Genomic DNA, 26,229 nt, shown 5'->3' with positions numbered 1-26,229 from the left:
GCCCAGTCTGACAGGTGCATCAAGCCCGGGCCCAGTATCCGCGGACGTCAGTTGCCGTGCGCGCGTTCGACGGCGAAATCACCGCCGGGATACATGATGGTCTCGTGCCCGTCATCAAAGCGGACCAGGTAAGGCGGGGTTCCGTCCTGTCCCCGCACTTCCAGGATCACCCCGTGTCGGTCCGTGGATCCAACATGCCGGCCGTGGACGATAATGCGGTCGCCCTGCGCTGCCTCCATGGCAATCACCTCCAGCCCCCAGATTACGACTCTCCCGGGAACCGGAACAGGCCCCGCGTGGCAGGATTTCCCTATGCCGCTGAACATCGTCCTGTTGCTGATACGCACATTCCCAAGCGGGCCAAGGACCTGCCCGCCAAGGTATGGGCCGCCGTCGAAAGCGCGGATGTGGTCTTCCACGCCGGGGACTGGGTGCAGGCGGAGGTCCTGGACGAATTCCAGCAACGCAGCCGTTCGCTGGTGGGCGTCTACGGGAACAATGACGGGCCGGACCTGCGCGCCCGGCTCCCTGAAACCGCGCGCATCACCCTGGATGGCGTCCGGTTTGCCATGGTCCACGAGACCGGGCAGGCAAAGGGGCGCGAGCTGCGGTGCGAGGCGCTCTATCCGGACGCGGACGTCCTAATCTTCGGGCACAGCCATATCCCCTGGGACACCACCTCCCCTGCTGGCCTGCGGCTGCTCAACCCCGGCTCGCCCACGGACCGCCGGCGCCAGCCCGCCTGCACGTACATGACGGCAAATATCGACGCCGGCCGGCTGGCGGAGGTGCGCCTGGTCGAGGTCACGCGGGAGTAGTTCCGGGTTGGCAGCCGGCCTCCGGTTGCCTAGGCTGGAACGGTAAGCATGCTTAGCTTTCCTGGAATCGTTCCACCAGCAGGAGGACCACCATGACAGACCAGTACACCTTCCGGAACCCGGTCACCGCCTACGAGCACATTTCCCCGCCGAAGCAGCACCAGCCCGAACCGGGGCTGGACGCGGAGCTGATGCCCAAGGCGGACCTCGGCGAGGAAACCTACCGCGGCACGGGGCGGCTCGAAGGCCGGAAGGCAATCGTCACCGGCGCGGACTCGGGCATCGGTGCCGCCGCGGCCATCGCGTTCGCCCGGGAGGGGGCCGACGTCGTCATGTCCTACCTGCCGCAGGAGGAGGAGGACGCTGCCAGGATCGCAGGCATTATCGAAGCCGCAGGCAGGAAGGCCGTGAAGGTGCCCGGGGACCTCAAGGACCCGTCAGCCTGCCGTGACGTGGTGGACACCGCCGTGGCAGTCCTGGGCGGTGTGGACATCCTGGTCAACAACGCCGGAAAGCAGGTGGCCCAGGAGGACCTCGCGGACATCACCGACGAGCAGTTTGACCACACGCTGAAGACCAATGTCTACGCCATGTTCTGGCTGACCAAGGCAGCCCTTCCGCACATGCCTGCAGGGTCCACCATCATCAACACCACGTCGGTGCAGGCCTACAACCCCTCACCGACGCTGGTGGACTACGCCACCACCAAGGCCAGCATCAACAACTTCACCAAGGGCCTGGCCCAGCAGCTCGCTCCCAAGGGGATCCGTGTCAACGCCGTTGCGCCGGGCCCCATCTGGACACCGCTGCAGGTCAGCAGTGGCCAGCCCAAGGAGGACCTGCCGGAATTCGGGCAGTCCACTCCCCTGGGCCGCGCCGGCCAGCCCGCAGAACTCGCGCCGGCCTACGTGTTCCTGGCCTCGCCCGAGTCCAGCTTCGTGCTGGGCGAGACGCTGAACGTCAACGGCGGCAGCCCCACCCCATAGGTCCTAGGCCTGGTCCTGCCCGGCGAGCAATTCATCGGTGGCCTGGTCGGGCTGGCCGTCGAAAAACTGTGCAAGAACGGTTTTGAACACTGTTTCGCCGGGTGCGGCGCGGAGGAACAGCGTCATGGACGACTGCAGCTTGCGGGCGTCAATGCCGCCCAGGATGTCCTCTGCGGCGCGCCCGGCATGGTTGGTGAGGGCCTGTGCGCACTCCAGCAGGCGCGGGCCCAGTACGTCGTGCTCAAGGTATCCCCGGGCTTCGTCCAGTGACCTGATCGCATACTTCCGGGAGGTGGCACTCTGTCCCAGCCCTGCGATCTGCGGAAAGATGAACCACATCCAGTGGCCCCGCTTGCCACCGAGTTGAAGTTCGGCCAGGGCCCGCTCATACGTCCCGCCACTGTCCTGTGCAGCGACGAAGCGTCCAAGGTCATAGGGATCGTTCATGGATGTCTCCTTCTTGTGGGGTCTTGCGCCCGGGCGGGAAGCCGGCGCTTGGCGGCTGCCCAAGCACTGCCGCCGCCTGCCGCAGGCTGCCGTGCGGATCCTCGGCCCAGCGGGCCAGCACCACGCCGGCGCGCTGCCGGTCCCGCTCCGGCAGCCCGGCAAGCAGCGGCGCCACGACATCGGCCACCAGGGGTCCCTCGAGTTCCGCCGTGGAGGCGGAGCGGAGGAACCCCTCGATCCGGGTCAGGTCCGAGTGGCGCAGCCAGGCGGCCTTGGCCTGGAGCAGCACCACGGCTGCCAGCCGCCGCTCGAAGACCGGCCTGGCGCCTGGCCTGGGCCGGCCCCAGAGGGCGGAGGCCAGCTGGACGACGTCATCATGGTCCAAAACCTTGAATTTCCGGAGCGCATCACGGACGGTTCCCCGGACAGCGCCCACGGAGGAACCGTAGGAGGCGAGGATCCCGCCCAGCCGGGCGGCGGCGTCGTCCGCGCGATACCAGGAGCCCTCATTCTGCAGGGTACGGTCGATGAACTCCGCTGCCGCGTCAACGACGTCCGGCCCTGCGCTCATCGCCGGCCCGCCCCGGCGTGGGTGATGCAGAACGGGGTCCACGGCCGGGCTTCCAGCCTGCCCTCGGCGATGGCTTCGCCGCATACGGCGCACGTGCCGTAGGTTCCGGCGTCCAGCCGGGCGAGGGCGGCCTCCACCTGGTCCAGGCCGGCGGCGCTCTGCTTCAGGAGTGCGGACGCCTGGGACAGTTCGAAGGCGATTGTGGCACCCTCGGGATCGTGCTCGTCGTCGACATTTGAATCGAGCCGGGCCGAACTGGCCGAGGCGATGTCCGCGCGGAGGTCCGGAAGCAGCGCAGCCTTCCGCTTCCGCTCCTCCTCAAGCAGCACCCGGAACCGCTCAAAATCTGGCATGGAGAAAGCCTAGCGCGCCCCTCAGTACCAGTTCCTGGCCACGGAGTGGTCCCACGCCGCGCAGGGTGTCCGGTAGCGGTCCCGGATATACCCCAGCCCCCACTCGATCTGGGTGCGGTAGCTGGTGAGCCAGTCGCTGCCGGCGCTTCCCAGCTTGCCCGGCGGCAGGGCCTGCGGAATCCCATAGGCTCCGGAGTAGGGGTTGGTGGCGGTGGTCAGCCAGTTGGATTCCTTCGTCCAGAGCTGGGCGAGGCAGAGGAACTGGTCCTGCCCCCATCCATAGGCCGCGAGGCGGCCGGAGGCATAGCTCTTGGCCGCGGCGGGATCGTTGACGGCGCCGCCCGGCACGGAGGGTACGACGACGGCAGGCGGGGCGGGGCTTGCCGGCGCAGGGGCAACGGGGACGGGGTTCGCCGGGGCCGGGTTGGGGTTGAACGGTGCCGGATTTACCGGCGGGGGGTTTACTGGCACCGGTGCCGCCGGGGCCGGGTTTGGCGGAGCGGGAGGTTTTTGCGCAGCGGCAAGGGCGGCATCTGCAGCTGCCTGCCGGCGGGCCTGCTCCTCGGCAGCGGCGCGTTTGGCTGCCTGCGCCGCCTCATAGGCCGCAAGCGCCACCCGGCCTTGCCGGTATTCGCCCTCAAGCGCCGCCGTCGTGCCCTTGAGGGATGCCAACTGGGCGGTCAACTCTCCACTGCGCCGCTGCTCTTCGGCGACCTGGCGGGCCACCGCGTCCTGGGCGGAACGGGCAGCGTCCAGTTTGGCCTTCGCCTCTCCGGACAGGCGTTCACGCTCCGCCCGGGCGGCCTTTTCCTGCTCCGCCAGGGCAGCGGTGGCCTTTCCGGCGGCCTCCGCCCGGCTGACCAGGTCCGCGGTCTTGGCTTCCACGACTTCAACCACGTTGAGACCGTGGATGCTGTTGTTCTCAAGGGCTTCCAGTGCCACAAAGAGTCCCATGGTGGTTCCGCCGGTTTTGTACGACCTGGCGGCCAGCGCACCAATCGCCTGCTGATGCCGCTGCAACTCCGCATTTGCCTCGGCAGCCTGGCCGGCAAGGGCATCCACCCTGGCTGTTGCGGACTGCAGGGCGGCGTCGGCCAGTGCATAATCGGCCGCAGATACGACGGCGGCTGCCCCGAGCGTTTCGGATTCGGATTGCAGGCCTTGCAGCAGGCCTGTGATCTTCTCGATTTCGGCCGCCTTGCCGGCTTCCGACTGCTGCGCTTTCTGCACGTCCTCCCACGAGGGATACCCGCCCGGCGGGGCGTCGTCCGCGGACGCCGGAAGCAGGGCGGACGGGCCGGCCAGGGCGAGGGCCAGCACCCCTCCCAGCAGCGGGGGCATCAGCATGCTTCCGATCAGGCGCATAGTTCCGAAGCCTATCGGGTTTCAATGCGAGGTTGAGGGTTAAGACCGCTAGCCTGCTTTGTCTTTATGACTTTGTGACACAAATAACAGGCCGCGCCGGACGCTCGATATCACCCGAGGTCAACCGGATGTGGTATGAAACTCCAGACATTTGCTTAATATGATAGAAGCGCCTCGGATGTTACCCAAACGTGACAATTGCTCCGGGGCCGGGTTATGGTCTTCAGGTGTCCCTCCCAAAACGGGACATTCCCATCAGTATGCCGAGCCCTGCCACTGATACGGGATTCAACCGCTTTCCAGCTGGCAGGGACGGGGAACCAAGTTTCCACGGCCATTTGTGGCCTTGGGGTTAAGTCGACAGCGCCTTCGTCCATTACGGGCGGTCGCCCTTCGGCCGGGTATCTCCAACCCGAACCCGACAGCTCACCCCGCAGGCATGGGAGAGGCGATCACACGTGTCAAAAAAATTTTCCTACCGCCCGTCACCGCGCGACTCCGGCCCGCTCAATCGCGCTCCAGGGCTTGGCTGCTTCCGCAAAGTCCCAGGCCCGGACGCTCAGCCGTCCGGTGCTCGCAGTTGCCGCTGCGTCCGGCATTGCGTTCGGTGTTGGAGCTCCCGCCCACGCTGGCGTGACCGGCCCGGACACCACCGAAACCGCTAGCGTCCAGGCGTACAGCGCTCCGGCCGCTGCCGTGGCTGCTCCTGCTGCCGCAGCCCCCGCCGCCGGCAACGTCTACACCGTGGTCTCCGGCGATACCCTGGGTGCCATCTCGGCTGCACATGGCGTCAGCCTGAACGACGTGCTGGCCGCCAACGGCCTGGATATTTCCACCATCATCTACCCCGGTGACCAGATCACCATTCCGGGCGCCGGCTACGTGGCACCTGCTGCTGCGCCTGCTCCGGCCGCACCGGCCCTGGCGAGCACCGGAACCACCGTGAACTACGCCTCCGCCGCCGTTGCCCCGGCCCCCGCCCCGGCCGCTACCGGCACCGGCACCGGCGCAGCCATCCTGGCTTCCGCCTACAGCCAGCTGGGCGTGCAGCAGGACTGCACCGCCATGGTGGAGAAGGCACTGCGCTCCGTTGGCCTGTCCGTCGGTGACCTGGCTCCGGCCAGTTCTACCAGTACGGCACCACCGTGGGCACCCCCGCCCCCGGCGACCTGGTGATCACTGCCGGCCACGTGGGCGTCTACGCCGGCGACGGCCAGGTTGTCAGCGGCGGCGTGGACGGCTACAAGACCGAAGTCCACTCCATCAGCTGGCTCAGTGGAGCTTCCTTCGTCCGGGTAGCCTCGTCACCCGGCGCAGCTGAGGCAGCCGCAACAACGCAGTACAGAGACAAGGGCGGCGGCCGGGAATTCCCGGCCGCCGCCCTTGCCCGTTAATGTGCTTCCGGCAGAGTCCGGCTCTTTCTGTCACGTACCGCAGAACGTCATGTACTTGCCGAAGTCTTCCGGGGCCCCTTCGGCGTAGCGTTCCAGGCCGGGGCGCTCTTCATAGGGGGCACGCACTGCTTCCAGGAGCCTGTTCAGTGGCTCCAGGTCGCCCCCGGTGGCTGCAGCCAGGGCCTCTTCCACCAGGTGGTTCCGCGGAATGTACACGGGGTTTACCCGGTCCATCCGGTCCGCGTCCGGCTTCATGGACCGCCAGCGGCCGGCCCAGGAATCGAATGCCGCGAGGTCCATGACCATGCCGCGGACCGGCCGTTCATTTCCGCGCGCCGCTTCGCCCAGGTTGCGGAAGAACCGGGTGTAGTCCACGGGGCCGTCCTTCAGGATCGCTACCACGCCGTCCACCAGTTCGGACGCCGCTTCGGCTTCAGGGCTTCCCGCGGGGACGGCCGGCAGGCCCAGCTTGGCCTGCATTCCGTTGAACCACGCATCGCTGTACTGCCTGCGGAATTCGCCCAGCGCCTCCACGGCGGGAGCGACAGCCTGCTCCTGGTCCTCGTCGATCAGCGGGAGGATCGACTCGGCGAGGCGGGCCAGGTTCCATTCGGCGATGACCGGCTGGTTGGCATAGGCGTACCGCCCGCCCACATCAATGGAACTGTAAACGGCGGCCGGGTTGAAGTCGTCCATGAATGCGCAGGGGCCGTAGTCGATGGTCTCCCCGGAAATGGTCATGTTGTCCGTGTTCATCACGCCGTGGACGAAGCCCACCAGCATCCACTGCGCCACGAGCGCGGCCTGGGCCGACACCACCGCCCGGAACAGCGCAAGATAGGGATTGTCTGCCTCGGCGGCGGCAGGGTAATGCCGGCTGATGGCGTGGTCCGCAAGGCGGCGCAGCAGCTCGAGGTTGTCCGTGGCCCGCGCGTACTGGAAACTTCCCACCCGCAGGTGGCTGCCGGCCACCCTGGCCAGGACCGCCCCGGGCAGCATGTCGTCCCGGCGCACCATGCGTCCGGTGCCGACGACGGCGAGCGACCTGGTGGTGGGAATGCCCAGCGCGTGCATTGCCTCACTGACGAGGTATTCACGGAGCATGGGCCCGACGACGGCACGGCCGTCCCCTGCCCGCGCGAACGGTGTGCGGCCCGAGCCTTTGAGGTGGATATCGCGCAGGCGGCCGTTGGCGTCCACGATTTCGCCGAGCAGGAGGGCGCGTCCGTCCCCGAGGAGGGGTGAGTAGCCGCCGAACTGGTGGCCGGCGTAGGCCTGGGCCACCGGAGCGGCCCCTTCCGGCACGTGGTTGCCCAGCAGCAACCGCACGCCTTCCGGGCTGCGCAGGTAGCGGGCATCCAGCCCGAGTTCTTCCGCGAGGGCGTCGTTGAAGACCAGGAGCCGGGGCTCCGGGGCTTCCTCCGCCTGCCAGGGAACTGCCATATCTGCCAGTTCGCTGGCGAAGCGGCTGTCGAAAGTGACGGTTGATTCTGCAGCGGCAGTCATGGGTTAACCCTATCCCCGCGGTTGGTCCGGCGGTTGATCAGCCAGGTGGCGAGCCAGAGGACCACGCCGATGGCCATCAGTCCGCCGGCTATCTCGTACTGGATCACGTTCCGTCCCACCCACGGCCCGGCCAGGAAGGCGCAAAGGATGGCAGCGACCAGGGCAGGGGGCCGGGCGAGGTGAAGAAGACTTTCCGGTTCGGATCCCGTTTCCTCCGCAGCACCAGGCACGCCACGTTGACGACGGTGAAGACGCACAGCAGCAGGAACGCCGTTGTGCCGGAAAGGTTGGCGACAATGTTGCTTTCCGGATCGCTGGTCACGTAGAGGATGAGCCCCAGGGCAAGGACGGTGGAGAAGGCAATGCCCGCCCACGGGGTGCGGCGGACCGGCAGGACCTTGCCCAGGGGATGCGGCAGGACCTGCTGGCGGGCCAGGCCGTAGATCAGCCGGCTGGCCATGAGCATGTTGATCAGTGCCGTGTTGGCCACGGCGAAGACGGCCAGGAACGGGAAGATCCGGTCGATGGGAAAGTCCGGTGAGCCCTTGTGCACCACCTCGAGCAGTGCGGCGCCTTCGGCTTCGCGGATGCCCTCCAGTTCGGTGGGCGAGAGGACACTGACCACGGACACGGCAACCAGCATGTACAGCAGCACGGCGATGCCGAGGCCGGTCAGCATGGTCCGGGGAAGATCTTTTCGGGATGGCGGGTTTCCTCCACCATGTTCACCGAGTCCTCAAAACCCACCATGGCGAAGAATGCGATGGAGGTGGCGGCGGTGACGGCGAGGAACAGGCCTTTGTCCTGGTAGTCGTTGAAGACGAAGATCTCGCCGGGGTTGCCCGTGCCCTGGGCCATGACGAAGAACCCGACGCCGATCACGATGCTTAGCGCCACCATTTCCACCAGGGTGAGCACCACGTTGAACTTGACGCTCTCCCCCACGCCCCGCAGGTTGATGGCGGCCAGCAGGAGCATGAATGCCAGGGCGACGGCCGTAATGACGCCCTGGCCGGGATCACCCATGACTCCGTTGATTTCCAGCCCGCCGAAGAAATTCTGTGCCAGGACGTTGGCTGAGGTGGAGGCGCTGGTGATGCCGGAGCAGACCACTGCGAAGGCCACCAGGAACGTGACGAAGTGAATGCCGAAGGCTTTGTGCGTGTACAGGGCAGCGCCCGCCGCCTGGGGATACTGCGTGACCAGTTCAAGGTAGGAAAACGCCGTCAGCGTCGCCACCACGAAAGCCAGGAGGAACGGCAGCCAGACGATGCCGCCCACCGTTCCGGCCATGGTGCCGGTGACGGCGTAGACACCGGCGCCAGAATGTCCCCCACGATGAAGAGCAGGAGGAGTTTCGGCCCAGGACCCGTTTCAGCTCGGGCTCCCGCCCGCAGGTGTGACGCCGTGGACTTCCTCGGACGTGGCGCTCACTGTCGGCCTCCTTGCCGGGTCAGGTGGTGGATTGCCTGGTGTGCCAGGTCGGCGCGGGGGCCGCGCCGCTGCGGAAAGGGAATGCGCTGCAGGTCTGAAGCGGCCATGACGGCGGCGGTGCCGGCGCGTGCGGATGCCTGGGCAGCAAGCATGGTGGCGTCGTCGCCATAGCGGGCTGAAAAATGCGTCAGTACCAAAGTACGGGCACCGGCGCGCGAAGCCAGCTCCCCCGCCTGCCCGGCGGTGAGGTGGCGGTATTGCTGCGCCAGGCCGGCGTCGTCATCGCTGAAGGTTGATTCGGCAACCAGGAGGTCGGCGCCGTCGGCCAGTTCCTCAGCACCGGCGCACGGCGCGGTGTCCATGACGAATGCGAAACGCTGGCCGGGCCGGTGGATGCTCACGGCCTCAAGGCTGCCGCCGTTGAGCGTGCCCTCCCGCTGCAGGCGGCCGACGTCGGGTCCTGCGATGCCCGCCTCCGCCAGCCGGTCGGGCAGCAGGGTCCGGCCGTCCGGTTCCACAAGCCGGTAGCCAAAGGTATCGATGCGGTGCTTCAGCGGCCGGACCTCAAGGCCGTCGGCGATGATTCCCGCTTCGCCGTGGGGGTGCAGGCGCAGATCGATGCCGGGCGAACTGATTGAGACCAGGGCACGGACCACATCCTCGCCTGCGGCCGGATAGTGCAGGTGGACGGGATGCCGCACGCCGTCGAGGGCCATCCTGGACAGCACGCCGGGAAGGCCGTAACAGTGGTCGCCGTGGACGTGGGTGAGGCAGATACGCGTGATGTGGGTTGCCGGAACACCCGCGTGGATCATTTGCCGCTGCGTTCCTTCGCCCGGATCGAACAGCAGGCCCTCGCCATCCCAGCGCAGCAGGTACCCATTGTGGTTCCTGGCGCGGGTGGGCACCTGGGACGCGGTGCCGAGGATGACGAGTTCACGCATGCTCTGAAGGACCAAAAAGCAGGTTCCGGACGTATCCGGGACCTGCTTCCTGGTTTCGTGGTTTTAGTGCCGCCGGAGCATTCCCATGATTTTGTGGGCCATGCCGCCGGTCCTGCCGCCCGTTGCGTGCGGCGTCCGCCTGGCGGCGTTCATCCCGGTACCGCGGACTGTTCCGCTGGTGCCGGTCCTGCCCGTGAATCGTCCAGCGGCATTCCTGATCATGCTTCCCAAGTTCATGTGAAACTCCCTAAGTCCTGATCTACCAACTGATATTCATCAGCCTGCTTATTAGTCTAGCCGTGATCCCGTTTTCGGCCAGGGCGTGCTGGCCCCCGCCTGCTGTCAGCGCTCCAGGTCCTCGGGGTCGAACTCGCTGAGCGGTGACCCGCCGAAGTTCTCCGTGTCGTCACTCGCCTCGGCCTCGGGCCCGGCCGGGTTTTCGCCGAAGTCGACGTCCGCCACGGCTTCACCGAGGGTGGGCGCATCCGGCGGCACTTGCTCATCGCCTGCGTTGTACCGGGCGTCCGCCGTCTCGTCGCGGAGCGTCTGGTCACTCAGGAAATCCTCTTCTTCACCCGAAACAGTCTCTCCTTGGAGAAGCGGATCCTCCTGCCAGCGGTCCGGATTGTTCTCCGCGGCGCCCGGGTAGCTGTCCGGCTCCCCCTTGACGGGATCCAGCTCAAAGGACGCAGCGGCGCCGGGGGTTTCATCCAGGAGCACATCATTTTCCTCGACCACCTCGAGGTTGTCATCGGGGAGGTTCTGTTCAGTCATGGTGATGCCTTTCTCTTGAACTCCGGGCGAACAATAGTAAGCATACTGATGAAAAGGGCGGGATGTGAACCGGGTCTTTCCCCATGGATCAGTGCAGCAACCAGGATCCGTCCGAAGGGGGTTCCGGCTTCCTGCGCAGTTTGCGGAACAGGATGATAAAGGGCCACGCCAGCAGCTGCAGCAGCCCTGCGAGGAGGAGCAGCCAGACCACCAGGACAAGGACCGGCGAGTACAGCAGGAAAACGCCGATGGCGGCAGTGATATAGCCTCCAACCAGCGCCAGAAGCGCCCCAGGGTCCATGGGAACTCCTCATCTTAAGTTGTCGAAAGTCAGGGAGGCGTGAGCCGTTTAAATGGGAAAACGCCAGACGGGAAGGGCCGCGCGTGATTCGTGGATCCGAGAGGTGGTGCGGGTTCGAGCGGCTGCCAGGCATTCCTCCGAGGGGCTGGGAAAATCACCCAATGCATCCGGGCCGCTTACTTCCTAACGGTCATCCCAGAGTACGCGCCTGCCTCCCGGGGTGGAAGCATCCCCCGGTGCGGCCGAGCCCGGCCTGAGCTTGGCCAGATGCAGGATCCCGAGCACCAGGAACAGCAGCGACAGAGCCAGCGGGGGCCACAGCGCCGGCGGGCTGAGCGGGACACCGAAAAGCGGCTTGGCCAGTTCTCCGATTGCGAGGGAAAAGATCAGGGTGAAACCCAGCACGTGGAGTGCGGGTAAAAGCAGAAGCCCCACGGCGCGGTTCCTGAAGGTCAGGACGGACAGGATCAGGAAGCCGGGCATGATGAAGCACAGATCCAGGATGAAGATCGAGTAGAGGGAATCGATCTGCTCTCCGCTGTTCATCAGGGGCAGGAGCATCGCGATCCACAGTGGGTAGAAGATCAGCGGCTGGAGGATCGCGCCCGAGGCCGAGAGCAAGCGGATACCCTTCGGGAGGGCCGGTGGGGTCAGATCGCGCCTGAAGTGCGCGCCCGCCAGGACCATGCACCAGAAGGCCAAGGCGAAGATGCCCATGTAGGCCAGGTAGAGGCCGTTGTAGGCCCGTTCAATCACATAAATCCCGTACGCGTAGAAAAGGTAGCCCAGGATCCCCAGTGCTGCGATGTGGTGCCTGGTCTTCCCGGGTCCGGCCGCGACGGCAAGATAGCCGAGGCCAAGCCCGGCTGCCACTGAGAGCAAGTCCTGGGAAAATGCCCCGGGCAGGATGTTACTGCTGACAATCCCGGCATAGATTTCCGGACGCGCGGCGCCTGCCGCCGCAACCGGCAGGGTGAGAACGGCAGTCACTGCCCAGAGCGTCCTGTGGAGCCTGATGTGGTGGAGCATCTGTGCCTTCCCCGGGAACGCGTGGGCGCCTCTTTGTCCGCGGCTTATTCCACAGGCTCGCACTGGAACCTGGGGTCCCCCAAGGGCCTTAGGTCCCCTCCATATCCCCGGCCGGCCGCCTCCGCGCCTGTGACCTTTGGCCCTACAATCCGCTGCCCCCGGGCGGGAGCGTTAGCGTGTCCAGCACCGCAGAAGACGAGGAAGCACGGCCATGACAATCCATAAACCAATCGCCGTCGGCACCAACGACTCGGCCCAAAGCCAGGCGGCCGTCCTGTGGGCAGCCCGCCGCGCCCAGCGGGCGAATGTCCCGCTGGTGATCCTCCACGTCGTTGATGACCGCTGGGTGGCAGATCCCTACCCCTGTTTGGGGTGCTGGAAGAGGCCGGCGACAAGCTCCTGCAGACGGCCGCCGGACGGATCCGGGGAACCTTCCAGGTTCCGGTCACCACCCGGCTCCTCAACGGAAGCGTTGGCGGAGCGCTCGCCAAGTACTCCGGCAAGGCATCAATGCTGGTCGTGGGCTCGGGCACCGGGCACCTTGGCGGCGTCCTGGCTGACCGGGCACTCCAGGTTGCTGCCACCGCCAAAGTCCCGGTTGCCGTGGTGGGGACACAGGATCTCAACGGCCGCTCCGGCGTGGTGGTGGGCGTTGACGGTTCCAAGGAAGCGACCCTGGCCGTGAGCTTTGCGGCCGCAGAGGCCGATCGGGAGGGTGAGGAGCTCACGGTGGTCTACGCGGTGCGAACGCCCGATCCAATCGTGGATGCCGGACTGTCATCCACCACCCTGGCGGAACTGATCGTGCAGGAAGAACGGGTAGTCCTTTCCGAAACAGTAGCCGGGCTGGAGGAAAACTACCCCGACCTGAAGGTCCATCAGATCCTCGAGACGGAAAAGACCCCCGTGGACGCCCTGGTGGATGCCGCCGCCGGAGCCAGGATGCTGGTGGTGGGCAGCCGCGGCAGGGGCGGGATCAAGCGCCTTCTTCTCGGATCCACAGCCCACGGCGTCCTGAAGCACCTGCCGTGCCCCACGGTCATCACCAGGATCCAGGCCGCCAGGAACAAGGCCTAGGCCTGGACCGGCACCATGAAGAAGACCCCCGCAGTCATTCTGCTCATTCTCGGCATCCTTGCCTCGATCGTCGGGGCCACCGTCCTGGCTGCGGGGGTGGTGGCCTCAGTGGTGGGGTCCGTCCAGGGCGACGGATACCTCACCTCCGGCACCGCCCGGCTCTCGGTGGGCTCCCACGCCCTGACCTCGCCAAGAATCGATGCCGTGGGCGAGGGCGTCCCACCCCGGCTGCCTTTCGACGTCGGCACACTCAGGTTGCGCGCATCCTCCGTTGACCCGGCAGGGAAATCTTCCTGGGGATTGCTCCCCAGGAAGATGTTGAGCGATATCTTTCCGGCGTGCACCACTCCGAGCTCCTCGAGGTGGACAGCCGGCCCTTCCGGCGGAGTACCGTGACGTTCCCGGCACCGGCTCGCCGGCACCTCCCCGGGAGCAACAGTTCTGGAGCGCATCCGTTGCGGGTGCCGGCGAACAGGAGCTGACTTGGGACTTGGCTGCGGGAAGCTGGGCGATAGTCATCATGAATGCCGACGGCAGCACCGGCGTCGACGCGCAGGTGCAGGCCGGCTTCCGTTCAGATCTGATCCGGCCTGCGGCCACCGGCCTGCTGGTGGGAGGCGCAGTCGCACTCGCCATCGGCATCCCCCTGCTGATCCTGGGGGCGGTGGGACTCGGGCGGCACGCCGGTCCTCCGGGCGCAGCGGTACTTCCACCACAAGCGCCTATGAATCCGGAGGCACGGGACAGCGCCCCGTATCCCGCTCGGCTCATTGGGGAGCTGGATCCCGCCTTGTCACGGGCTATGTGGCTGGTGAAGTGGTTCCTGGCCATCCCGCACTTCATCGTCCTGGTCTTCCTGTGGTTCGCGTTCCTCGTGACCACCGTCGTGGCCGGGTTCGCCATCCTGTTCACCGGCCGCTATCCGCGGGCCCTGTTCGACTTCAACGTCGGGGTCATGCGCTGGAACTGGAGGGTGGCCTTCTACGCCTACGCCGCAGCAGGCACCGACCTCTACCCGCCCTTCACCCTGGCACGCACGGCCTATCCGGCGGACTTCGAGGTGGACTACCCTGAACGCCTTTCCCGCGGCCTCGTCCTCGTCAAGTGGTGGCTCCTGTCCATTCCGCACCTGCTGATCGTTGCCGCCCTGGCCGGCACCACCTGGACCTGGCCGGCAGACACCGAAGACCTCGGAACCACGTATGAACGGGGTACCGGCCTGTCCCTGCTGGGAATCCTGGTCCTGGTGGCAGTGGTGGCGCTGCTCTTTACCGGCCGCTACCAGCGCCCGCTGTTCGACCTGATACTCGGGATCAACCGCTGGATCTACCGCGTCATGGCCTACACGGCCTTGATGCGTGATGAATACCCGCCCTTCCGGCTCGACCAGGGACCCCTTGACCAGGAACCAGGGAACGCCAGGCGGACCTTCGGCCCTACCCCTCCGGCAACGGCCGCGACAAGATACGAGGGACCACCGCCGCCACATGAGGAGCTGAAATGAGCACAGCGGAAACACCATTTGCCCGGATTCTCGTGGGCGTGGACGGGTCAGAGCCCTCCGTGGAGGCGCTCCGGCAGGCCCAGCGCCTGGCGCTGCCCCTTGGCGCCAAGGTCCTCGCCACCGCCTACTGGGACTACCCCCAGGTGTACGCCGGCTACGTCATGGTGGGCATCGAAGGCTTCGAGGAACGCGCCGGGCAGATCCTTGACGAGGCGGTGACAAAAGCCTTCGGCCCGGAGACGCCGTCGAACGTCGTGGTGGGCCTCGTCCGGGGGCACCCGCGCGAGTCACTGATCGAAGCCAGCAGGGACGCGGACATGGTGGTGGTCGGACGGCGGGGCCACGGAGGTTTCGGGGGCATGCTGCTCGGATCCGTCAGTTCGGCCCTCGTGTCCCATGCCCACTGCCCGGTCCTGGTGGTCCACACGCCTGAAACAGACCACAACAAGTCCTGAAGGGGAATGCCGTGAGCAGGCCGGATGCGACCGGCAGCGGGCCGACGGATCCGCTGCCGGGAAATGGACGACGCCGGACGGCAGCCATTGCACTCGTAGCCGCCCTGGTGCTCGTCGCCGTCGTCCTGGCCGTCCTGCTGCAGCGCCCCGCGGAGAGCCCCGAGCCCGCGGCCGGGCCGTCCCCGGGCACGAGCGCGGCCACCAGCAGCGCCGCCTCCCCCACGCCGTCCAGCCCTTCTGCCACGCCGCCGCCCCCTGCGCCAGCCGGGACCGAGACCCCGGAGGCAGGACAGACTCCGGTGCAACCGCCGGTGACCGTGCCTCCCGTACCTGCTACTACACCACCTGCCCCGGGCACCGTTCCGCCGCAGGACCCGTTCCCTGCAGGGCTGCGCAACCAGGACCTGACAGCTGTTCCCGGCGCCGGGAACACCGTGGCGCTGACGTTTGACGCCGGGGCCAACGCGGCAGGCCTGCCGAAGATCCTGTCGGCGCTGTCAGCCAAAGGAGTGGCCGGAACATTCTTCCTCACTGGGAACTGGGCCGCGAACAATCCGGACGGCGTCCGGCAGATCGTCTCCGCAGGGCACCGCGTGGGCAACCACTCCATGACCCATCCCGGTTTCACCGGACTCAGTGACGCACAGATCGTGCAGCAGGTGCGCGGGGCCGAGGAAGCAATCCTGGCCGCCGGCGCCGACCCGAGGCCGTTGTTCCGCTTTCCTTTCGGTGAACGGGATGCCCGGACCATCGAGGCGGTCAACGATCTGGGCTATGCAGCCGTCCGATGGTCGGTGGACACGCTTGGCTGGAAGGGCACCAGCGGGGGCATCAGCGCCCAGATCGTCTCCGACCGGGTCATGGCTGCCCTGCAGCCGGGCGAAATTGTCCTCATGCAGATCTGGCTCCAACCCCGACGACCGCAGCACCCTCGATGCCGACGCCTTGCCGCAGGTGATCGACCGCATCAGCGCGGCCGGTTACGGCTTTGCCACCCTCGACGCGTTGCTTGCGCAGTAAGTCCAAAGACCCGGCGGGACCCCGGAGAAGGGAACCATGGAAAGAGCCAGGCAGGCCAACTCTGCGGGCAGGAAGGCCGCTCCGGTTTCGGACCACCACACCCTGCCCGTGCACGAAGTGGTGCTCCTCCTTGAAACGGATATCACCAAGGGCCTCGGCCCCGGCCAGGTGTCGCGGCGGCGCTCGCAGTTTGGCGCCAACATGCTTCCCCGGTCCAAACGGGGAGGGATGTGGCGCAAGCTGCTGCGCCAGTTCAACAATCCCCTGGTCTACGTGCTGCTGGCCGCAGCCGCCGTCACGGGTGTCCTGGGCGAGTACCTGGATTCCGGCGTGATCCTCGCCGTGGTGCTCGTCAATACGCTCATCGGCTTTGTCCAGGAAACCCGCGCGGAAGCGGCGCTTGATGCCCTTCATTCGCTGGTACGGACCGCCGCGGTGGTGTTGCGGGACGGGCAGAGGCAGGAGATACCGTCCGAGGACCTCGTCCCGGGGGACCTGGTACTCCTCGAAGCGGGGGACAAAGTGCCGGCGGACCTGCGCCTTGTCCGCCTCTCCGGCCTGCGGGTTGATGAGTCCGCCCTCACCGGGGAATCCGAAGCGGTGTCCAAGGACGAGGTGGTGCTGCCGGTAGGCACCCCCGTGGCCGACCGGCGGAACATGGTCTACAGCGGGACCCTGGTGACCGCAGGCACCGGCGCGGGCATCGTCGTCGCCATCGGCGGTGAAACTGAGCTCGGCGAAATCCACCGGCTCATGGGGGCGGTACAGACCGTGGCCACCCCGCTGACCAGGAAGCTTGCCCGGTTCAGTTCGACGCTCACGGTTGCCATTCTGGCCCTCGCCGCGCTGGCGTTCGCGGCAGGGGTGGTGCGCGGCCAGCAGCCGGCGGAAACCTTCACGGCCGCCGTCGCGCTCGCAGTGGGGGCCATCCCCGAAGGCTTGCCGGCCGCCGTTACGGTAACGCTTGCCATTGGTGTCCGCCGGATGGCCAGGCGGCGGGCGGTAGTGCGCCGCCTGCCCGTGGTGGAAACCCTCGGCAGCACCACGGTGATCTGCTCCGACAAGACCGGTACATTCACGGAGAACCAGATGACGGTACGGGCGCTGTGGACCCCCTCCGCCAGCTACGACGTCTCCGGTTCCGGCTACGGTCCTGCAGGCCGGATCTCCGCAGCGGAGAAAGGCGCGTCCGAAGGGGCCGCCGTGGAGCCGGAGTCACCGCAGGACGCAGCACTCTACTGGTCCCTCCTGGCTGGAGGCGCCTGCAACGACGCCAAAATCGTCCTTGAGGGGCAACTGTGGCAGGCCCAGGGCGACCCCACCGAGGCGGCGATGCTGGTGGTGGCCGGCAAGGGCGGCATCGACGTCGCGGAATTCCTCGCGGCAAACCCCCGCCGCGGAACCCTGCCGTTCACCTCCGAACGGCAATACATGGCGACCCTCCACTCCCCCGCCCTTCCGGGCCAGGGCGGGACAGTATTGGTCAAGGGGGCCGTGGAGCGGGTGCTGGAGCTTTGCGGCACCCAGCTGGACCGCAGCGGCAGGCCGGCTCCAATCCGCCGGCAGGAAGTCCTGGAGGCGGTGCATGGCCTGACCCGTACCGGCCTGCGCGTGCTTGCCACCGCAGTGATGCACCTCCCGGCTGACGCCGGTCCGCTCGCGGAAGAAGTCCTGGAGGGCCGCCTTACCCTCACCGGGCTCCAGGCAATGCTTGATCCGCCGAGGAACGCGGCGGCGGCGTCCGTGCGGGCCTGCCATGACGCAGGGGTGGGGGTGAAGATGATCACCGGCGATCATGTGGGCACGGCGCTCTCCATTGCCAGCGCCGTCGGCCTGCGGACCAGCGGGGAAGGCAGCCGGGCCCTGACCGGTTCCTTGCTGGACGCCATTCCGGAACACCAGCTGCCGGACGCGGTGGAGCAGACGAACGTCTTCGCACGCGTGTCTCCTGAGCAGAAACTGCGCCTGATTGGGGCGCTCCAGTCCAGGGGCCATGTGGTGGCGATGACCGGCGACGGCGTCAATGACGCGCCCGCCTTGCGCCAGGCCGACGTCGGCGTCTCCATGGGCCGTTCGGGAACGGAGGTTGCCAAGGAAGCCGCGGACATCGTCCTCACGGACGACGACTTCGCCACGATCGAAGCCGCTGTCGAAGAAGGCCGGAACGTCTTTGACAACCTGACCAAGTTCATCGTCTGGACATTGCCCACGAACATGGGCGAGGGCCTGGTGATCCTGGTAGCCATCCTGATCGGCGGAACGCTTCCCATCCTGCCCACGCAGATCCTCTGGATCAACATGACCACCGCCGTGGCACTGGGCCTGATGCTCGCGTTCGAGCCGAAAGAACCCGGCATCATGTCCCGCCCGCCCAGGAAGCCCGACCGGCCGCTTCTCACCTGGGCGCTGACCGTGCGCATCATCCTGTTTCGGTCCTCCTGGTTGCCGGTACGTGGTGGATTTTCGAGCTCGAGCTCTCCGGCGGCGCGTCCCTGGCAGAAGCCAGGACGGCGGCGGTCAACCTCTTCGTTGCGGTGGAGCTGTTCTACCTGTTCAGCTGCCGTTCCCTGACAAGGCCGGCGTGGCGGGTGGGGGTTTTTGCCAATCCGTGGATCGTGCTGGGCGTGGTTCTCCAGATGGCGGGCCAGCTTGCCATCACCTACTCTCCGCTGATGAACGGGCTCTTCCATACCGCCCCCATCAACCCTGAAACCTGGCTGCGGATCCTCGGCATCGCGCTGCTTGCCTCCCTGGTTGTTGCCGTGGACAAGCGCTTCCGGCGAACAGGCTTCTAGACGAAGCCGTGGCGACGCAGCCTCCGGGCCTTTGGGCCCTGTCTGCGGCCGGGAAAGCGGCCTACGCTGGGCCACATGAGCGACAAGAACAACGTGCCCGAGGCAGAGATACTCGATCCCGAAGAGTGCTGGACACTCCTGGCGGAGACGACGGTGGGCAGGCTGGCCGTCATCGTGGACGGCCACCCTGATGTCTTCCCCGTCAACTTCAAAGTGGAGGATCAGACATTGATCTTCAGGACTGGCGGTGGAACCAAGCAACAGGCTATCCAGTCCGATTCCACCGTTGCCCTGGAGGCGGATGCGGTGAGCGCGCAGTTCGGCCTGGCCTGGAGCGTGGTGGTCAAGGGGAAAGCGGTTGAAACCCAGCCGACCGGGGCGGCGCTGGACGAGATCCGGCGCGGGCTGTTTCCTTGGCAGGGCGTAGGGCAGGAACACCTCGTCCGGATAGTGCCCAGTCCGTGACCGGCCGGCGTTTTTCCTTGACAGCGCCCATGATGTGGCACACCACGCTGGACGACGTCACGCGGGCCGGATTCGAGTAAACGCCGCAGCTTCCGGCCGCCGGACAATCTTTATCCGGGATGCCATCACGGCCGGTCCGGAAGGATCCGCACCAGGACCACCCCGCTGATCACGGCCATGGTGAACGCCATCAGGACTGCCGCCACAACACCGATCGCCGCCACAAGCCACTGTTCCTGCCCCGGCTGCCAGAGCGGGGTGGACACGGCAAAGAAAACTGCCAGGCCCGCAGCCCAGGCTGCAGCACTTCCGGCTATCCACCGCCAGGCTCCCGCCACGTGCCTGCGCAACTCAATCCACTGGGCAAACCCGATTGACCCCAGCAGGAGGACTCCTGCCACGGACGCGCCGCCGATCTGTGCGGCCGCGGGCCATTCCTGCCAGGCATCGGTGGCGGCCGGGAACAGCCCCAGTGTCCAGGCAATCGCAGCTGCCAGCGCAGTGAGGCCCACCCACCGGCGGACGGAAACGGCCGGAAGCCGGCCGCGGAGCACGTGCGCCTGGAACCAGCCCAGGACGGCACCTTCCACAACCCCGCCAAGCACCAGCAGCAGCATTCCGTCCGGCAGGAACGCGGCCGCGGTGAGCTGGGCACCTACCGGGCCAAGAAAACCCAGGCTCTCACCCAACGTCACCCATCCCACCCAGCGGACCAGGAACGCGTTCACGCGGGACTTCACGGAACCTCCTCCTCGGAAGGCGTACGTCGCCAGCCGGAGCTCGTGCTTCCGGTTCTCCAAGGGTTGCCCCATCCGCCCGGCCCAACAAGTGCCAAAAGCCCCGGCCGGCGCCGGATACCTTACGGCCAAGTTGGGACCAATGGCTCTGCCGCCCCTTGCCCTCCGGCCGGATGATGGAAGGGAACCGGCCTGCACGCCAGGCCGTGTTCGGATGACAACGCACAAGCTTGGAGACCGCCGTGGCACTCTCGGAATTCGAGAAACGGGAACTCGACAGGATCAGCAGCCGGCTGGAGCTGGACGATCCGAAACTTGCCCTGCTGCTGGGCAGCGATGCGTTTACCGCTCCCGGCAGGAGGCACCTTCGCAGCGGAGCGGCAGCGATCCTGGCCGGGCTGCTCATCCTGGTGACCGGCCAGCTGTTGCAGGTTCCGCTCCTGGGCATCATCGGATTCGGCATCATGTGTGCCGCCGGCTACTGGACCAGCCGGAACATCCGTTGGGTCAGCAGACGTCCAGGCCACCGTAAAGATCACGAGGAACGGAACGCCGAGCAATGAATACAGCCAAGGATGCCGCCGTCGAAGCCAGGGCACTCCAGGATGTCGAAACCCACCACGCTGACATGCTGAAACAGCTCAACGGGCTGGTTGGCCTCCTGGTGGAGGCCCTCGAGGCGGGTGACTCCCCCGCCGGGGAAAGGGCACAGGCCGCGCTGCTCGACTGGTGCGACAGCGACCTGGTGCCCCACGCCCTTGCGGAGGAGGGCCTGCTGTATGAGGGGCCGCGAGCGCGGCCGGAGGGAAAGCTCCTGGTGGAAGGGATGCTCGCGGAGCACCGCGTCATCGTGGAACTGGTGGACGAACTGCGGACAGCCACCGGCGTTCAGGCCGCCATTGCCGGAAGCCTCATCCAGCGGATCTTCGCCCTCCACCTGGACAAGGAGAACCGCCTTCTGCTGCCGTTCATCGCTGAATCACCGGGGCTGTCGCTTGCCGGGTCGGTGGAGGGACTCCACGAGCTGACGGGAGAGTCCGCCGTCCGCCACGGACACGGGCACGCGCACGGGCACGACGCCGGCCATCACTGAGGGGCATCGGCTGCAGCTTGCTTTTCCGCCCCCTGGGCAGTCGTCGTCTCCGGTGTGTGCACCACCAGGACGGGACAGTGTGCATGGCTCACGCACGCGGAGCTCACCGACCCGGGTACGAAGCCTCCGTGCCCGCAACGTCCGACAACGAGGAGCAGAGCGCTCCGGCTCCCGTCAATCAGCAGGTGGCCGGGTTTGCCACGCACCAGCCGCGGGCGGACCCGGGAGGGCCGCTCGTCACCAAAAGCATCAGTGAGCGCCTGCTGCAACACCTGTTCGGCGGCATATTTGAAACCTTCAATACTTACCGCCAAGTACACCCCGTAGCCGGCCGGGACATCCCAGCAGGCCCACGCTTCCACTGTGGCTCCGAGTGGTTCCGCCAGTGTGGCCGCAACGCGCAGCGCCTCAACGGACGCCTCGGATCCATCCACCCCGGCAATGATCCTGGGTCCCTCGGTTGCAGTCATCAGCTTCCCATCCTTTATGACGCTTCTCCCCCAGACTGGCGCAAGCCAGGCTTGCCCGGGTAGGGCCGAAGGTCACCGCCCCGACCTGGCCCGCATACCCGTACAGGATGACTTTCGCCCCTACAGCCGCGCTGCTCCCGGCCGCAGGCTGAGGAGATCAACGTTCTCTTCGAGGAGTAAGCATGGATGCTCAACGGGTTGGCCCGGCATCCCGCCGGTCTGCCACCTTGACCACGGCCCTGGCGCTGGTGGCCGCCGTCGTCCTGTCTTTGCCGGTACTGCTCCTGCCGCTGACCACGGCGGTGCCGCTCCCGCTGTGGCTTGCGCTGCTCCTGGCCTGCCTGGCCGCCGTCGCCTGGATCCTCCTCCGCCGGCAGAAGGCGAAGGACAAGCTCTATGGCCTCGCAGCCACGGCGCTGCTCGCGGCAGCGGCCGTGGCCGCGTCGCAGGCCTTCGCTGCGACGCCTCCCATCCTGGACCGGGACGGACGGCCACTGCCCGGCAGCATAGCCAGCATGGAGGAAGTTGAGCTGAACGGCACGCGGCAGTGGGTCACCATCCGCGGACACGACACGGCCAACCCCGTGCTCCTCAACCTGGGGATGGGAGGCCCGGGCGGCGGCGGGTTCTTCAACGCGATGGAGTTCCGGCCTCTGGAGGAGCACTTCACCGTGGTCAGCTGGGACGAGCCGGGACGGGCAAGTCCTACGGCGCCGTGCCGTTTGAGGAGCTGGACAGGGAGCGGTTCGTGGCGGACGCCGCTGCCCTCACGGAACTGCTGCGCAACCGGTTCAACCAGGAAAGGATCTACCTCTACGGGGTCTCGTGGTCCAGCATCGTCGGCATCTGGCTGGTCCAGGAGCATCCAGGGCTCTATCACGCGTTTATCAGCAGCGGCCAGATGGTGAACACCGTCGAAAACGATCGCCTGGGTTACGAACGCGCCCTGCAGCACCTTGAGGAGCAGGGCGATACCGGAAGCGCGGAGAAGCTGCGCCGCAACGGTCCGCCCCCTTATGGCGGGGACAACATAGTGGCCCCTTACGTCGACTACCTCGACGTGCTCAACGACATCATGGGGACGCCCCGCTACTCCCTCATCGTGCCGGTCATCCCGTTCTTTGTCCCGGAGTACGGCTACATCGACAAGATCAACCACACCCGCGGACTGGTCAACTCCTTCAACGCCGTATATCCCCAACTGGAGCAGCTGGACTTCGTCAAAGACGCTCCGGTCCTGGACATACCGGTGTTCTTCTTCGTCGGCCGGTATGACGTCAACGCGATGGCACCCCTGGTCGAGGAGTATTACACCATGCTGGCAGCGCCACACAAGGAGCTGGTCTGGCTCGACGGCGGACACGGCCTGGGCAGCGCCGACAACCAGGACGTCTTCATGGACGTCATGCTGACCAGGGTGCGGCCATTGTCAGGCGCCGCGGGATAGGACTGGACTTTGGTCCCTTCCAGAGGTGGCCGGTACAGGAAAGAATGGGATCAGCCCCCTTCCGGGAGGGCTGCCCCGCACAGAAGGTGCAGGCTGGGGGCCGGAACAATTGGGAGTGCAGCGTGCAAAGGGAAGAGACGGGGCCGGGAAACAGTCCGGAACCCCAAGGACCTGTCCGGGTGTTCATCCTCGATGACCACGAACTCGTCAGGCAGGGACTCAAGGATCTGCTCGAAGGGGAGGGCTTCCTTGTGGTGGGCGAAAGCGGGTCGGCGGCCGAGGCCACGCGCCGGATACCCGCCCTGCACCCGGACATCGCCATCCTGGACGGGCGCCTTCCGGACGGCACCGGCATTGAGGTATGCCGCGACGTGCGTTCCCTTGATCCCCGCCTGCGCTGCCTGATCCTGACAAGCTACGACGACGAGCAGGCACTTCGCGGCGCGGTCCTCGCCGGGGCATCGGGCTACATCCTCAAGCAGATCAGGAGCGATGACCTCCTCAGCGGAATCCGCAGGGCTGCAGCCGGTGAGTCACTCTTTGAACCGGGGGTGGAGCAGCGGGTCATGGCAGGCCTGTCCAATGCGCCGACAGACCCCCGCCTGGAGGCCCTCAGCGCGCAGGAGAAGAAGTCCTGGCCCTGATCGGGCAGGGCCTGACGAACCGGCAAATAGGGGATGACCTGTTCCTGGCGGAAAAGACCGTGAAGAACTACGTCTCCTCAATCCTCGCGAAGCTGGGGTTTGAACGGCGAACCCAGGCCGCGGTCTATGTCACCCGGAACATTTCGGACGCGTCCTGAGCGCTAGTACTGTGGCAATCTGCGGTCAGGTGCGGGAGACACACCACGTCACCCGTGTGCCCTCGCCGGGGGCGCTCTCAATGGAACAGGTGCCGCCCAGCAGCCCGGCCCGGCGCCGCATGTTCGCCAGTCCGCTCGTCTTGTCCGGCTCCTCGAAACCCTGGCCGTTGTCGCTGATGACCAGCTGGACCTGGTCCGGCGTGACGGTCACCGCAACATCAATCGTGCCGGCCCCGGAATGCCTCAACGCGTTGCTCAGGCCTTCGGTAAGGACGGGCAGCAGGTGCGCGGCAAGATCCTCCCGCACCGAATCCACCGGCCCGATGAGGGACACTGCGGGGTCCACAGGGTAGCTGAGCGAATTGTCCCGGATGATCCGCAGGATCCGGCCGGTGAGGGGCTCCCGCTCCTCCTCGCCCGTCCGGAGGGAGTAGATGGTGTCCCGCAATTTCCGGATGGTGTCATCCAGTTCCGAGGTGACAGCTGCAATGCGGTCGTTGGCGACGGGATCGAGGGTGTAGCGCCGCAGACTCTGGATGCTCAGGCCGGCTGCGAAGAGGCGCTGGATCACGAGGTCATGCAGGTCCCGGGCGATGCGTTCCCGGTCAGTGAACAGCAGGTTCTGTTCGCGGAGTGCGTTGACCCGCGCCAGGTCAAGTGCCAGGCCGATTCTGCTCCCGAAGAGCGCGCTGGAGTCGATGTCCGATTGGGCGTAGACCGTTGATCCCCTGGGACGGGCAAGCAGCAGGGCGCCGTTGGCACTGCCTGGATGGCCGAGGGCACAGACCAGGACCGGTCCCAGTTTTTCCGTGACCTCTTCGTCGAAGACCTCGTGCGGGTCCCGGGCCACCAGGGACTCACCCGTTTCGAGGACTTTGGCAACCACTTCGGACGCCTTGAGCTCCTGGCCCGCCTGGAGGCTCTGGGCCCCAAGCGACGCCCTGCACCTCAGGACCCCCTCACCGGCCGGGCCCGCCACCACCACCGCAAGGGAGGAATCGGAAACTTCCAAAGCGGTTTCCAGGACGAGGTCCAAGGCAGCTTCATCGGCCGCATGGGAGGCCATGATGAGGCGGGTGCTGAGCTCCATCCCTGCCTCCAGCCACTTCTGGCGGCGCTTGCTGTCTTCGAAGAGGCGTGCGTTCTGGATCGCCACCCCGGCGGCTGCGGCCAACGCGACCGCAAGGTCTTCATCCTCGGGCGTGAAATCCTGGCCGCCGTTCTTCTCCGTGAGGTAGAGGTTGCCAAAGACCTCGTCCCTGACCCGCACCGGGACCCCAGGAAAGTCTTCATGGGAGGGTGGTTCGAGGGAAAGCCTGATGCTATCGGATGCTGGCCGAGGTCATGCAGCCGCAGCGGCGTTGGCTCGCGGATCAGCAGCCCCAGGACGCCGTGGCCCGTGGGCAGGTCCCCGATGGACCTGATGCCCTCCTCATCGATCCCCACCGTGATGAAGTGGCTCAGCTTGCGGTCTTCCCCGATGACTCCCAGGGCGCCGTACCTTGCCCGAACCAGAACGCAGGCGGACTGCACCACGCGGTCCAGCACAGCTTCCAGGCTGAGGTCCTCCGCAAGCGCCACCACCGCCCCGAGCAGGCCGTTGATCCGTTCCTGGGTATCCAGCAGCTCGTCAGCGCGGGCAACGAACTCGCGGAGAAGGTCCTCCGCTCTTTCCTTGATCGGGGACTGCCAGGGCCGGTCATTGCTCATGTCCCTTACCTCCTGCGGCGAACGGCTGCCTCGTCGCAGCCCTTGCCCATCGAAAAGACCGGTAGAGCGCGCAGCGCCGCCGGGAAGAACAGTCCCTCCTGTGTCAAGAATGGATATATGGGACCAGTGTAGAAGATCAGGTGGCGGCCCGATACAGCCCGCCGGGCCGCCGCCGGAAGGTGCTGACAGGCCGGTTGATTCGGCAGGACCTTTTTCCCTATCCCGGACCGGTTCCGCGACCTAGGCTACGGCCATGGATACAGCTGCAGCCAAACCTGAAATCGAGAACCTGGGAGTCCACGACTGCTGGAGGTACCTCCGCTCCACTTCCCTCTGCCGGGTCGCATTCACCAGCGGCCAAACGGTGGAAATCTTCCCGGCCAACTACGTCCCCACCAACGGAACCCTCCTGATCCGTACCGGCGAAGGATCCAAACTCGGTTCGCTTCCCGGCCGGACAGTGGTGGCCGTGGAAACTGACGGCATGAACCAGTACGGCACCATCGCCTGGAGCGTTGTGGTGAAGGGACAGGCTGCCATTGTCACGGACACCGAAGAAGTCCTGGACGCCATGGACGCCGGCCTGTCCCCATGGCAGCCGGGTCAGAAGAACATCCTCATCCGCATAACTCCCGCGGACATCAGCGGCCGGCGGTTTGTGATCGCACCACCCACGCACTGGTGGCCGCCCCTCGACGCAGCAACTGGCGAAACTGCCTGATTCCCCCATCC

The 26,229-nt window shown here is 66.5% G+C and carries 22 protein-coding genes, 8 pseudogenes and 1 riboswitch; of the genes and pseudogenes, 16 read left to right on the top strand and 14 right to left on the bottom strand.

The window, feature by feature from the left end; all coding sequences use genetic code 11:
- Positions 1 to 47: 47 nt before the first annotated feature.
- The gene (locus ACPEE0_RS08970; protein ID WP_009357464.1) at positions 48 to 239 is read right to left on the bottom strand and encodes a DUF1918 domain-containing protein; all 192 of its coding nucleotides are present in this window, start codon (positions 237 to 239) and stop codon (positions 48 to 50) included.
- Positions 240 to 312: 73 nt separating this feature from the next.
- Here ACPEE0_RS08970 and ACPEE0_RS08965 point away from each other — a divergent pair.
- A pseudogene (locus ACPEE0_RS08965) lies at positions 313 to 818 on the top strand (metallophosphoesterase family protein).
- Positions 819 to 910: 92 nt separating this feature from the next.
- A complete protein-coding gene (locus tag ACPEE0_RS08960) occupies positions 911 to 1,804 on the top strand; it encodes a glucose 1-dehydrogenase (RefSeq protein ID WP_009357466.1) in 894 nt (297 codons plus the stop codon).
- Positions 1,805 to 1,807: 3 nt separating this feature from the next.
- Here ACPEE0_RS08960 and ACPEE0_RS08955 read toward each other — a convergent pair whose 3' ends face one another.
- The 4 genes from ACPEE0_RS08955 to ACPEE0_RS08940 are packed head-to-tail and all read right to left on the bottom strand — an operon-like array spanning position 1,808 to position 4,540.
- Positions 1,808 to 2,251: a DUF1810 domain-containing protein gene (locus ACPEE0_RS08955; RefSeq protein WP_009357467.1), complete on the bottom strand. Its 444-nt coding sequence runs from the start codon at positions 2,249 to 2,251 to the stop codon at positions 1,808 to 1,810.
- Complete coding sequence (locus tag ACPEE0_RS08950) at positions 2,235 to 2,822, bottom strand: DNA alkylation repair protein (protein ID WP_009357468.1); 588 nt, start codon at positions 2,820 to 2,822, stop codon at positions 2,235 to 2,237. Before ACPEE0_RS08950 ends, ACPEE0_RS08955 begins: the two co-directional genes overlap by 17 nt.
- The gene (locus ACPEE0_RS08945) at positions 2,819 to 3,175 is read right to left on the bottom strand and encodes a TraR/DksA family transcriptional regulator (RefSeq protein ID WP_035752362.1); all 357 of its coding nucleotides are present in this window, start codon (positions 3,173 to 3,175) and stop codon (positions 2,819 to 2,821) included. The genes ACPEE0_RS08950 and ACPEE0_RS08945 overlap by 4 nt, the downstream gene beginning before the upstream one ends.
- A 21-nt stretch (positions 3,176 to 3,196) precedes the next feature.
- Positions 3,197 to 4,540, bottom strand: coding sequence for a coiled-coil domain-containing protein (locus ACPEE0_RS08940; protein WP_424574381.1), 1,344 nt, complete (start codon positions 4,538 to 4,540; stop codon positions 3,197 to 3,199).
- A 280-nt stretch (positions 4,541 to 4,820) separates the two neighbouring features.
- Positions 4,821 to 4,995: riboswitch (cyclic di-AMP (ydaO/yuaA leader) on the top strand.
- A 70-nt stretch (positions 4,996 to 5,065) separates the two neighbouring features.
- On the opposite strand from ACPEE0_RS08940, the gene ACPEE0_RS08935 reads away from it, so the two are divergent.
- Entirely contained in the window at positions 5,066 to 5,716 is a 651-nt protein-coding gene (locus ACPEE0_RS08935; RefSeq protein WP_424574380.1) for a LysM peptidoglycan-binding domain-containing protein, read from the top strand.
- Positions 5,686 to 5,934: a hypothetical protein gene (locus tag ACPEE0_RS08930; RefSeq protein ID WP_424574379.1), complete on the top strand. Its 249-nt coding sequence runs from the start codon at positions 5,686 to 5,688 to the stop codon at positions 5,932 to 5,934. The genes ACPEE0_RS08935 and ACPEE0_RS08930 overlap by 31 nt, the downstream gene beginning before the upstream one ends.
- Before the next feature lie 30 nt (positions 5,935 to 5,964).
- On the opposite strand, the gene ACPEE0_RS08925 is transcribed toward ACPEE0_RS08930, so the two are convergent.
- The 3 genes and pseudogenes from ACPEE0_RS08925 to ACPEE0_RS08915 form a co-directional block, all read right to left on the bottom strand.
- The gene (locus ACPEE0_RS08925; protein WP_424574378.1) at positions 5,965 to 7,440 is read right to left on the bottom strand and encodes a protein adenylyltransferase SelO; all 1,476 of its coding nucleotides are present in this window, start codon (positions 7,438 to 7,440) and stop codon (positions 5,965 to 5,967) included.
- Positions 7,437 to 8,874: pseudogene (locus tag ACPEE0_RS08920) on the bottom strand (APC family permease). Before ACPEE0_RS08920 ends, ACPEE0_RS08925 begins: the two are co-directional and overlap by 4 nt.
- A complete protein-coding gene (locus tag ACPEE0_RS08915) occupies positions 8,871 to 9,818 on the bottom strand; it encodes a ribonuclease Z (RefSeq protein WP_424574377.1) in 948 nt (315 codons plus the stop codon). The pseudogene ACPEE0_RS08920 and the gene ACPEE0_RS08915 overlap by 4 nt, the downstream one beginning before the upstream one ends.
- An 85-nt stretch (positions 9,819 to 9,903) precedes the next feature.
- Here ACPEE0_RS08915 and ACPEE0_RS08910 point away from each other — a divergent pair, with 85 nt between their 5' ends.
- Complete coding sequence (locus tag ACPEE0_RS08910; protein ID WP_235046816.1) at positions 9,904 to 10,059, top strand: hypothetical protein; 156 nt, start codon at positions 9,904 to 9,906, stop codon at positions 10,057 to 10,059.
- A 101-nt stretch (positions 10,060 to 10,160) separates the two neighbouring features.
- On the opposite strand, the gene ACPEE0_RS08905 is transcribed toward ACPEE0_RS08910, so the two are convergent.
- The 3 genes from ACPEE0_RS08905 to ACPEE0_RS08895 all read right to left on the bottom strand — a co-directional run bounded on the left by ACPEE0_RS08905 (position 10,161) and on the right by ACPEE0_RS08895 (position 11,883).
- Entirely contained in the window at positions 10,161 to 10,592 is a 432-nt protein-coding gene (locus ACPEE0_RS08905) for a hypothetical protein (protein ID WP_009357472.1), read from the bottom strand.
- A gap of 88 nt (positions 10,593 to 10,680) precedes the next feature.
- On the bottom strand, positions 10,681 to 10,893 hold the full coding sequence (locus tag ACPEE0_RS08900; protein WP_009357473.1) for a hypothetical protein: 213 nt from the start codon (positions 10,891 to 10,893) through the stop codon (positions 10,681 to 10,683).
- A 183-nt stretch (positions 10,894 to 11,076) separates the two neighbouring features.
- Entirely contained in the window at positions 11,077 to 11,883 is an 807-nt protein-coding gene (locus ACPEE0_RS08895; protein ID WP_424574376.1) for a hypothetical protein, read from the bottom strand.
- Positions 11,884 to 12,133: 250 nt separating this feature from the next.
- Here ACPEE0_RS08895 and ACPEE0_RS08890 point away from each other — a divergent pair.
- The 6 genes and pseudogenes from ACPEE0_RS08890 to ACPEE0_RS08865 all read left to right on the top strand — a co-directional run bounded on the left by ACPEE0_RS08890 (position 12,134) and on the right by ACPEE0_RS08865 (position 19,318).
- A pseudogene (locus ACPEE0_RS08890) lies at positions 12,134 to 12,999 on the top strand (universal stress protein).
- Positions 13,000 to 13,014: 15 nt separating this feature from the next.
- Positions 13,015 to 14,503: pseudogene (locus ACPEE0_RS08885) on the top strand (DUF4389 domain-containing protein).
- The gene (locus tag ACPEE0_RS08880) at positions 14,500 to 14,958 is read left to right on the top strand and encodes a universal stress protein (RefSeq protein WP_009357476.1); all 459 of its coding nucleotides are present in this window, start codon (positions 14,500 to 14,502) and stop codon (positions 14,956 to 14,958) included. The pseudogene ACPEE0_RS08885 and the gene ACPEE0_RS08880 overlap by 4 nt, the downstream one beginning before the upstream one ends.
- 11 nt (positions 14,959 to 14,969) lie before the next feature.
- On the top strand, positions 14,970 to 16,112 hold the full coding sequence (locus tag ACPEE0_RS08875; RefSeq protein ID WP_424574375.1) for a polysaccharide deacetylase family protein: 1,143 nt from the start codon (positions 14,970 to 14,972) through the stop codon (positions 16,110 to 16,112).
- Positions 16,015 to 18,773 (top strand): annotated as a pseudogene (locus ACPEE0_RS08870) (HAD-IC family P-type ATPase). Before ACPEE0_RS08875 ends, ACPEE0_RS08870 begins: the two are co-directional and overlap by 98 nt.
- Before the next feature lie 75 nt (positions 18,774 to 18,848).
- A pseudogene (locus ACPEE0_RS08865) lies at positions 18,849 to 19,318 on the top strand (pyridoxamine 5'-phosphate oxidase family protein).
- Between the two features lie 45 nt (positions 19,319 to 19,363).
- Here ACPEE0_RS08865 and ACPEE0_RS08860 read toward each other — a convergent pair.
- Complete coding sequence (locus tag ACPEE0_RS08860) at positions 19,364 to 19,978, bottom strand: hypothetical protein (RefSeq protein ID WP_424574374.1); 615 nt, start codon at positions 19,976 to 19,978, stop codon at positions 19,364 to 19,366.
- Positions 19,979 to 20,217: 239 nt separating this feature from the next.
- Here ACPEE0_RS08860 and ACPEE0_RS08855 point away from each other — a divergent pair, with 239 nt between their 5' ends.
- Positions 20,218 to 20,538: a DUF3040 domain-containing protein gene (locus ACPEE0_RS08855; RefSeq protein WP_009359253.1), complete on the top strand. Its 321-nt coding sequence runs from the start codon at positions 20,218 to 20,220 to the stop codon at positions 20,536 to 20,538.
- A complete protein-coding gene (locus tag ACPEE0_RS08850) occupies positions 20,535 to 21,068 on the top strand; it encodes a hemerythrin domain-containing protein (protein WP_424574373.1) in 534 nt (177 codons plus the stop codon). The genes ACPEE0_RS08855 and ACPEE0_RS08850 overlap by 4 nt, the downstream gene beginning before the upstream one ends.
- On the opposite strand, the gene ACPEE0_RS08845 is transcribed toward ACPEE0_RS08850, so the two are convergent.
- The gene (locus ACPEE0_RS08845) at positions 21,062 to 21,538 is read right to left on the bottom strand and encodes a universal stress protein (protein ID WP_424574372.1); all 477 of its coding nucleotides are present in this window, start codon (positions 21,536 to 21,538) and stop codon (positions 21,062 to 21,064) included. The genes ACPEE0_RS08850 and ACPEE0_RS08845 overlap by 7 nt on opposite strands.
- A 715-nt stretch (positions 21,539 to 22,253) precedes the next feature.
- Between ACPEE0_RS08845 and ACPEE0_RS08840 the strand changes: the two genes are divergently transcribed.
- Both ACPEE0_RS08840 and ACPEE0_RS08835 read left to right on the top strand, forming a co-directional pair.
- A complete protein-coding gene (locus ACPEE0_RS08840; protein WP_424574371.1) occupies positions 22,254 to 22,985 on the top strand; it encodes a hypothetical protein in 732 nt (243 codons plus the stop codon).
- Between the two features lie 179 nt (positions 22,986 to 23,164).
- Positions 23,165 to 23,787: pseudogene (locus tag ACPEE0_RS08835) on the top strand (response regulator).
- A 25-nt stretch (positions 23,788 to 23,812) separates the two neighbouring features.
- Here ACPEE0_RS08835 and ACPEE0_RS08830 read toward each other — a convergent pair.
- A pseudogene (locus ACPEE0_RS08830) lies at positions 23,813 to 25,497 on the bottom strand (GAF domain-containing protein).
- Positions 25,498 to 25,750: 253 nt separating this feature from the next.
- Here ACPEE0_RS08830 and ACPEE0_RS08825 point away from each other — a divergent pair.
- Positions 25,751 to 26,218: a pyridoxamine 5'-phosphate oxidase family protein gene (locus tag ACPEE0_RS08825; protein ID WP_009359248.1), complete on the top strand. Its 468-nt coding sequence runs from the start codon at positions 25,751 to 25,753 to the stop codon at positions 26,216 to 26,218.
- Positions 26,219 to 26,229 lie beyond the last annotated feature (11 nt).

The organism is Arthrobacter sp. SD76 (assembly GCF_049726125.1).
In the GTDB taxonomy this organism is placed as follows: Bacteria; Actinomycetota; Actinomycetes; order Actinomycetales; family Micrococcaceae; genus Arthrobacter; species Arthrobacter nitrophenolicus.
The sequence above is the reverse complement of the archived record's forward strand: the minus strand, read 5'-3'. Positions and strand labels throughout refer to the sequence as shown.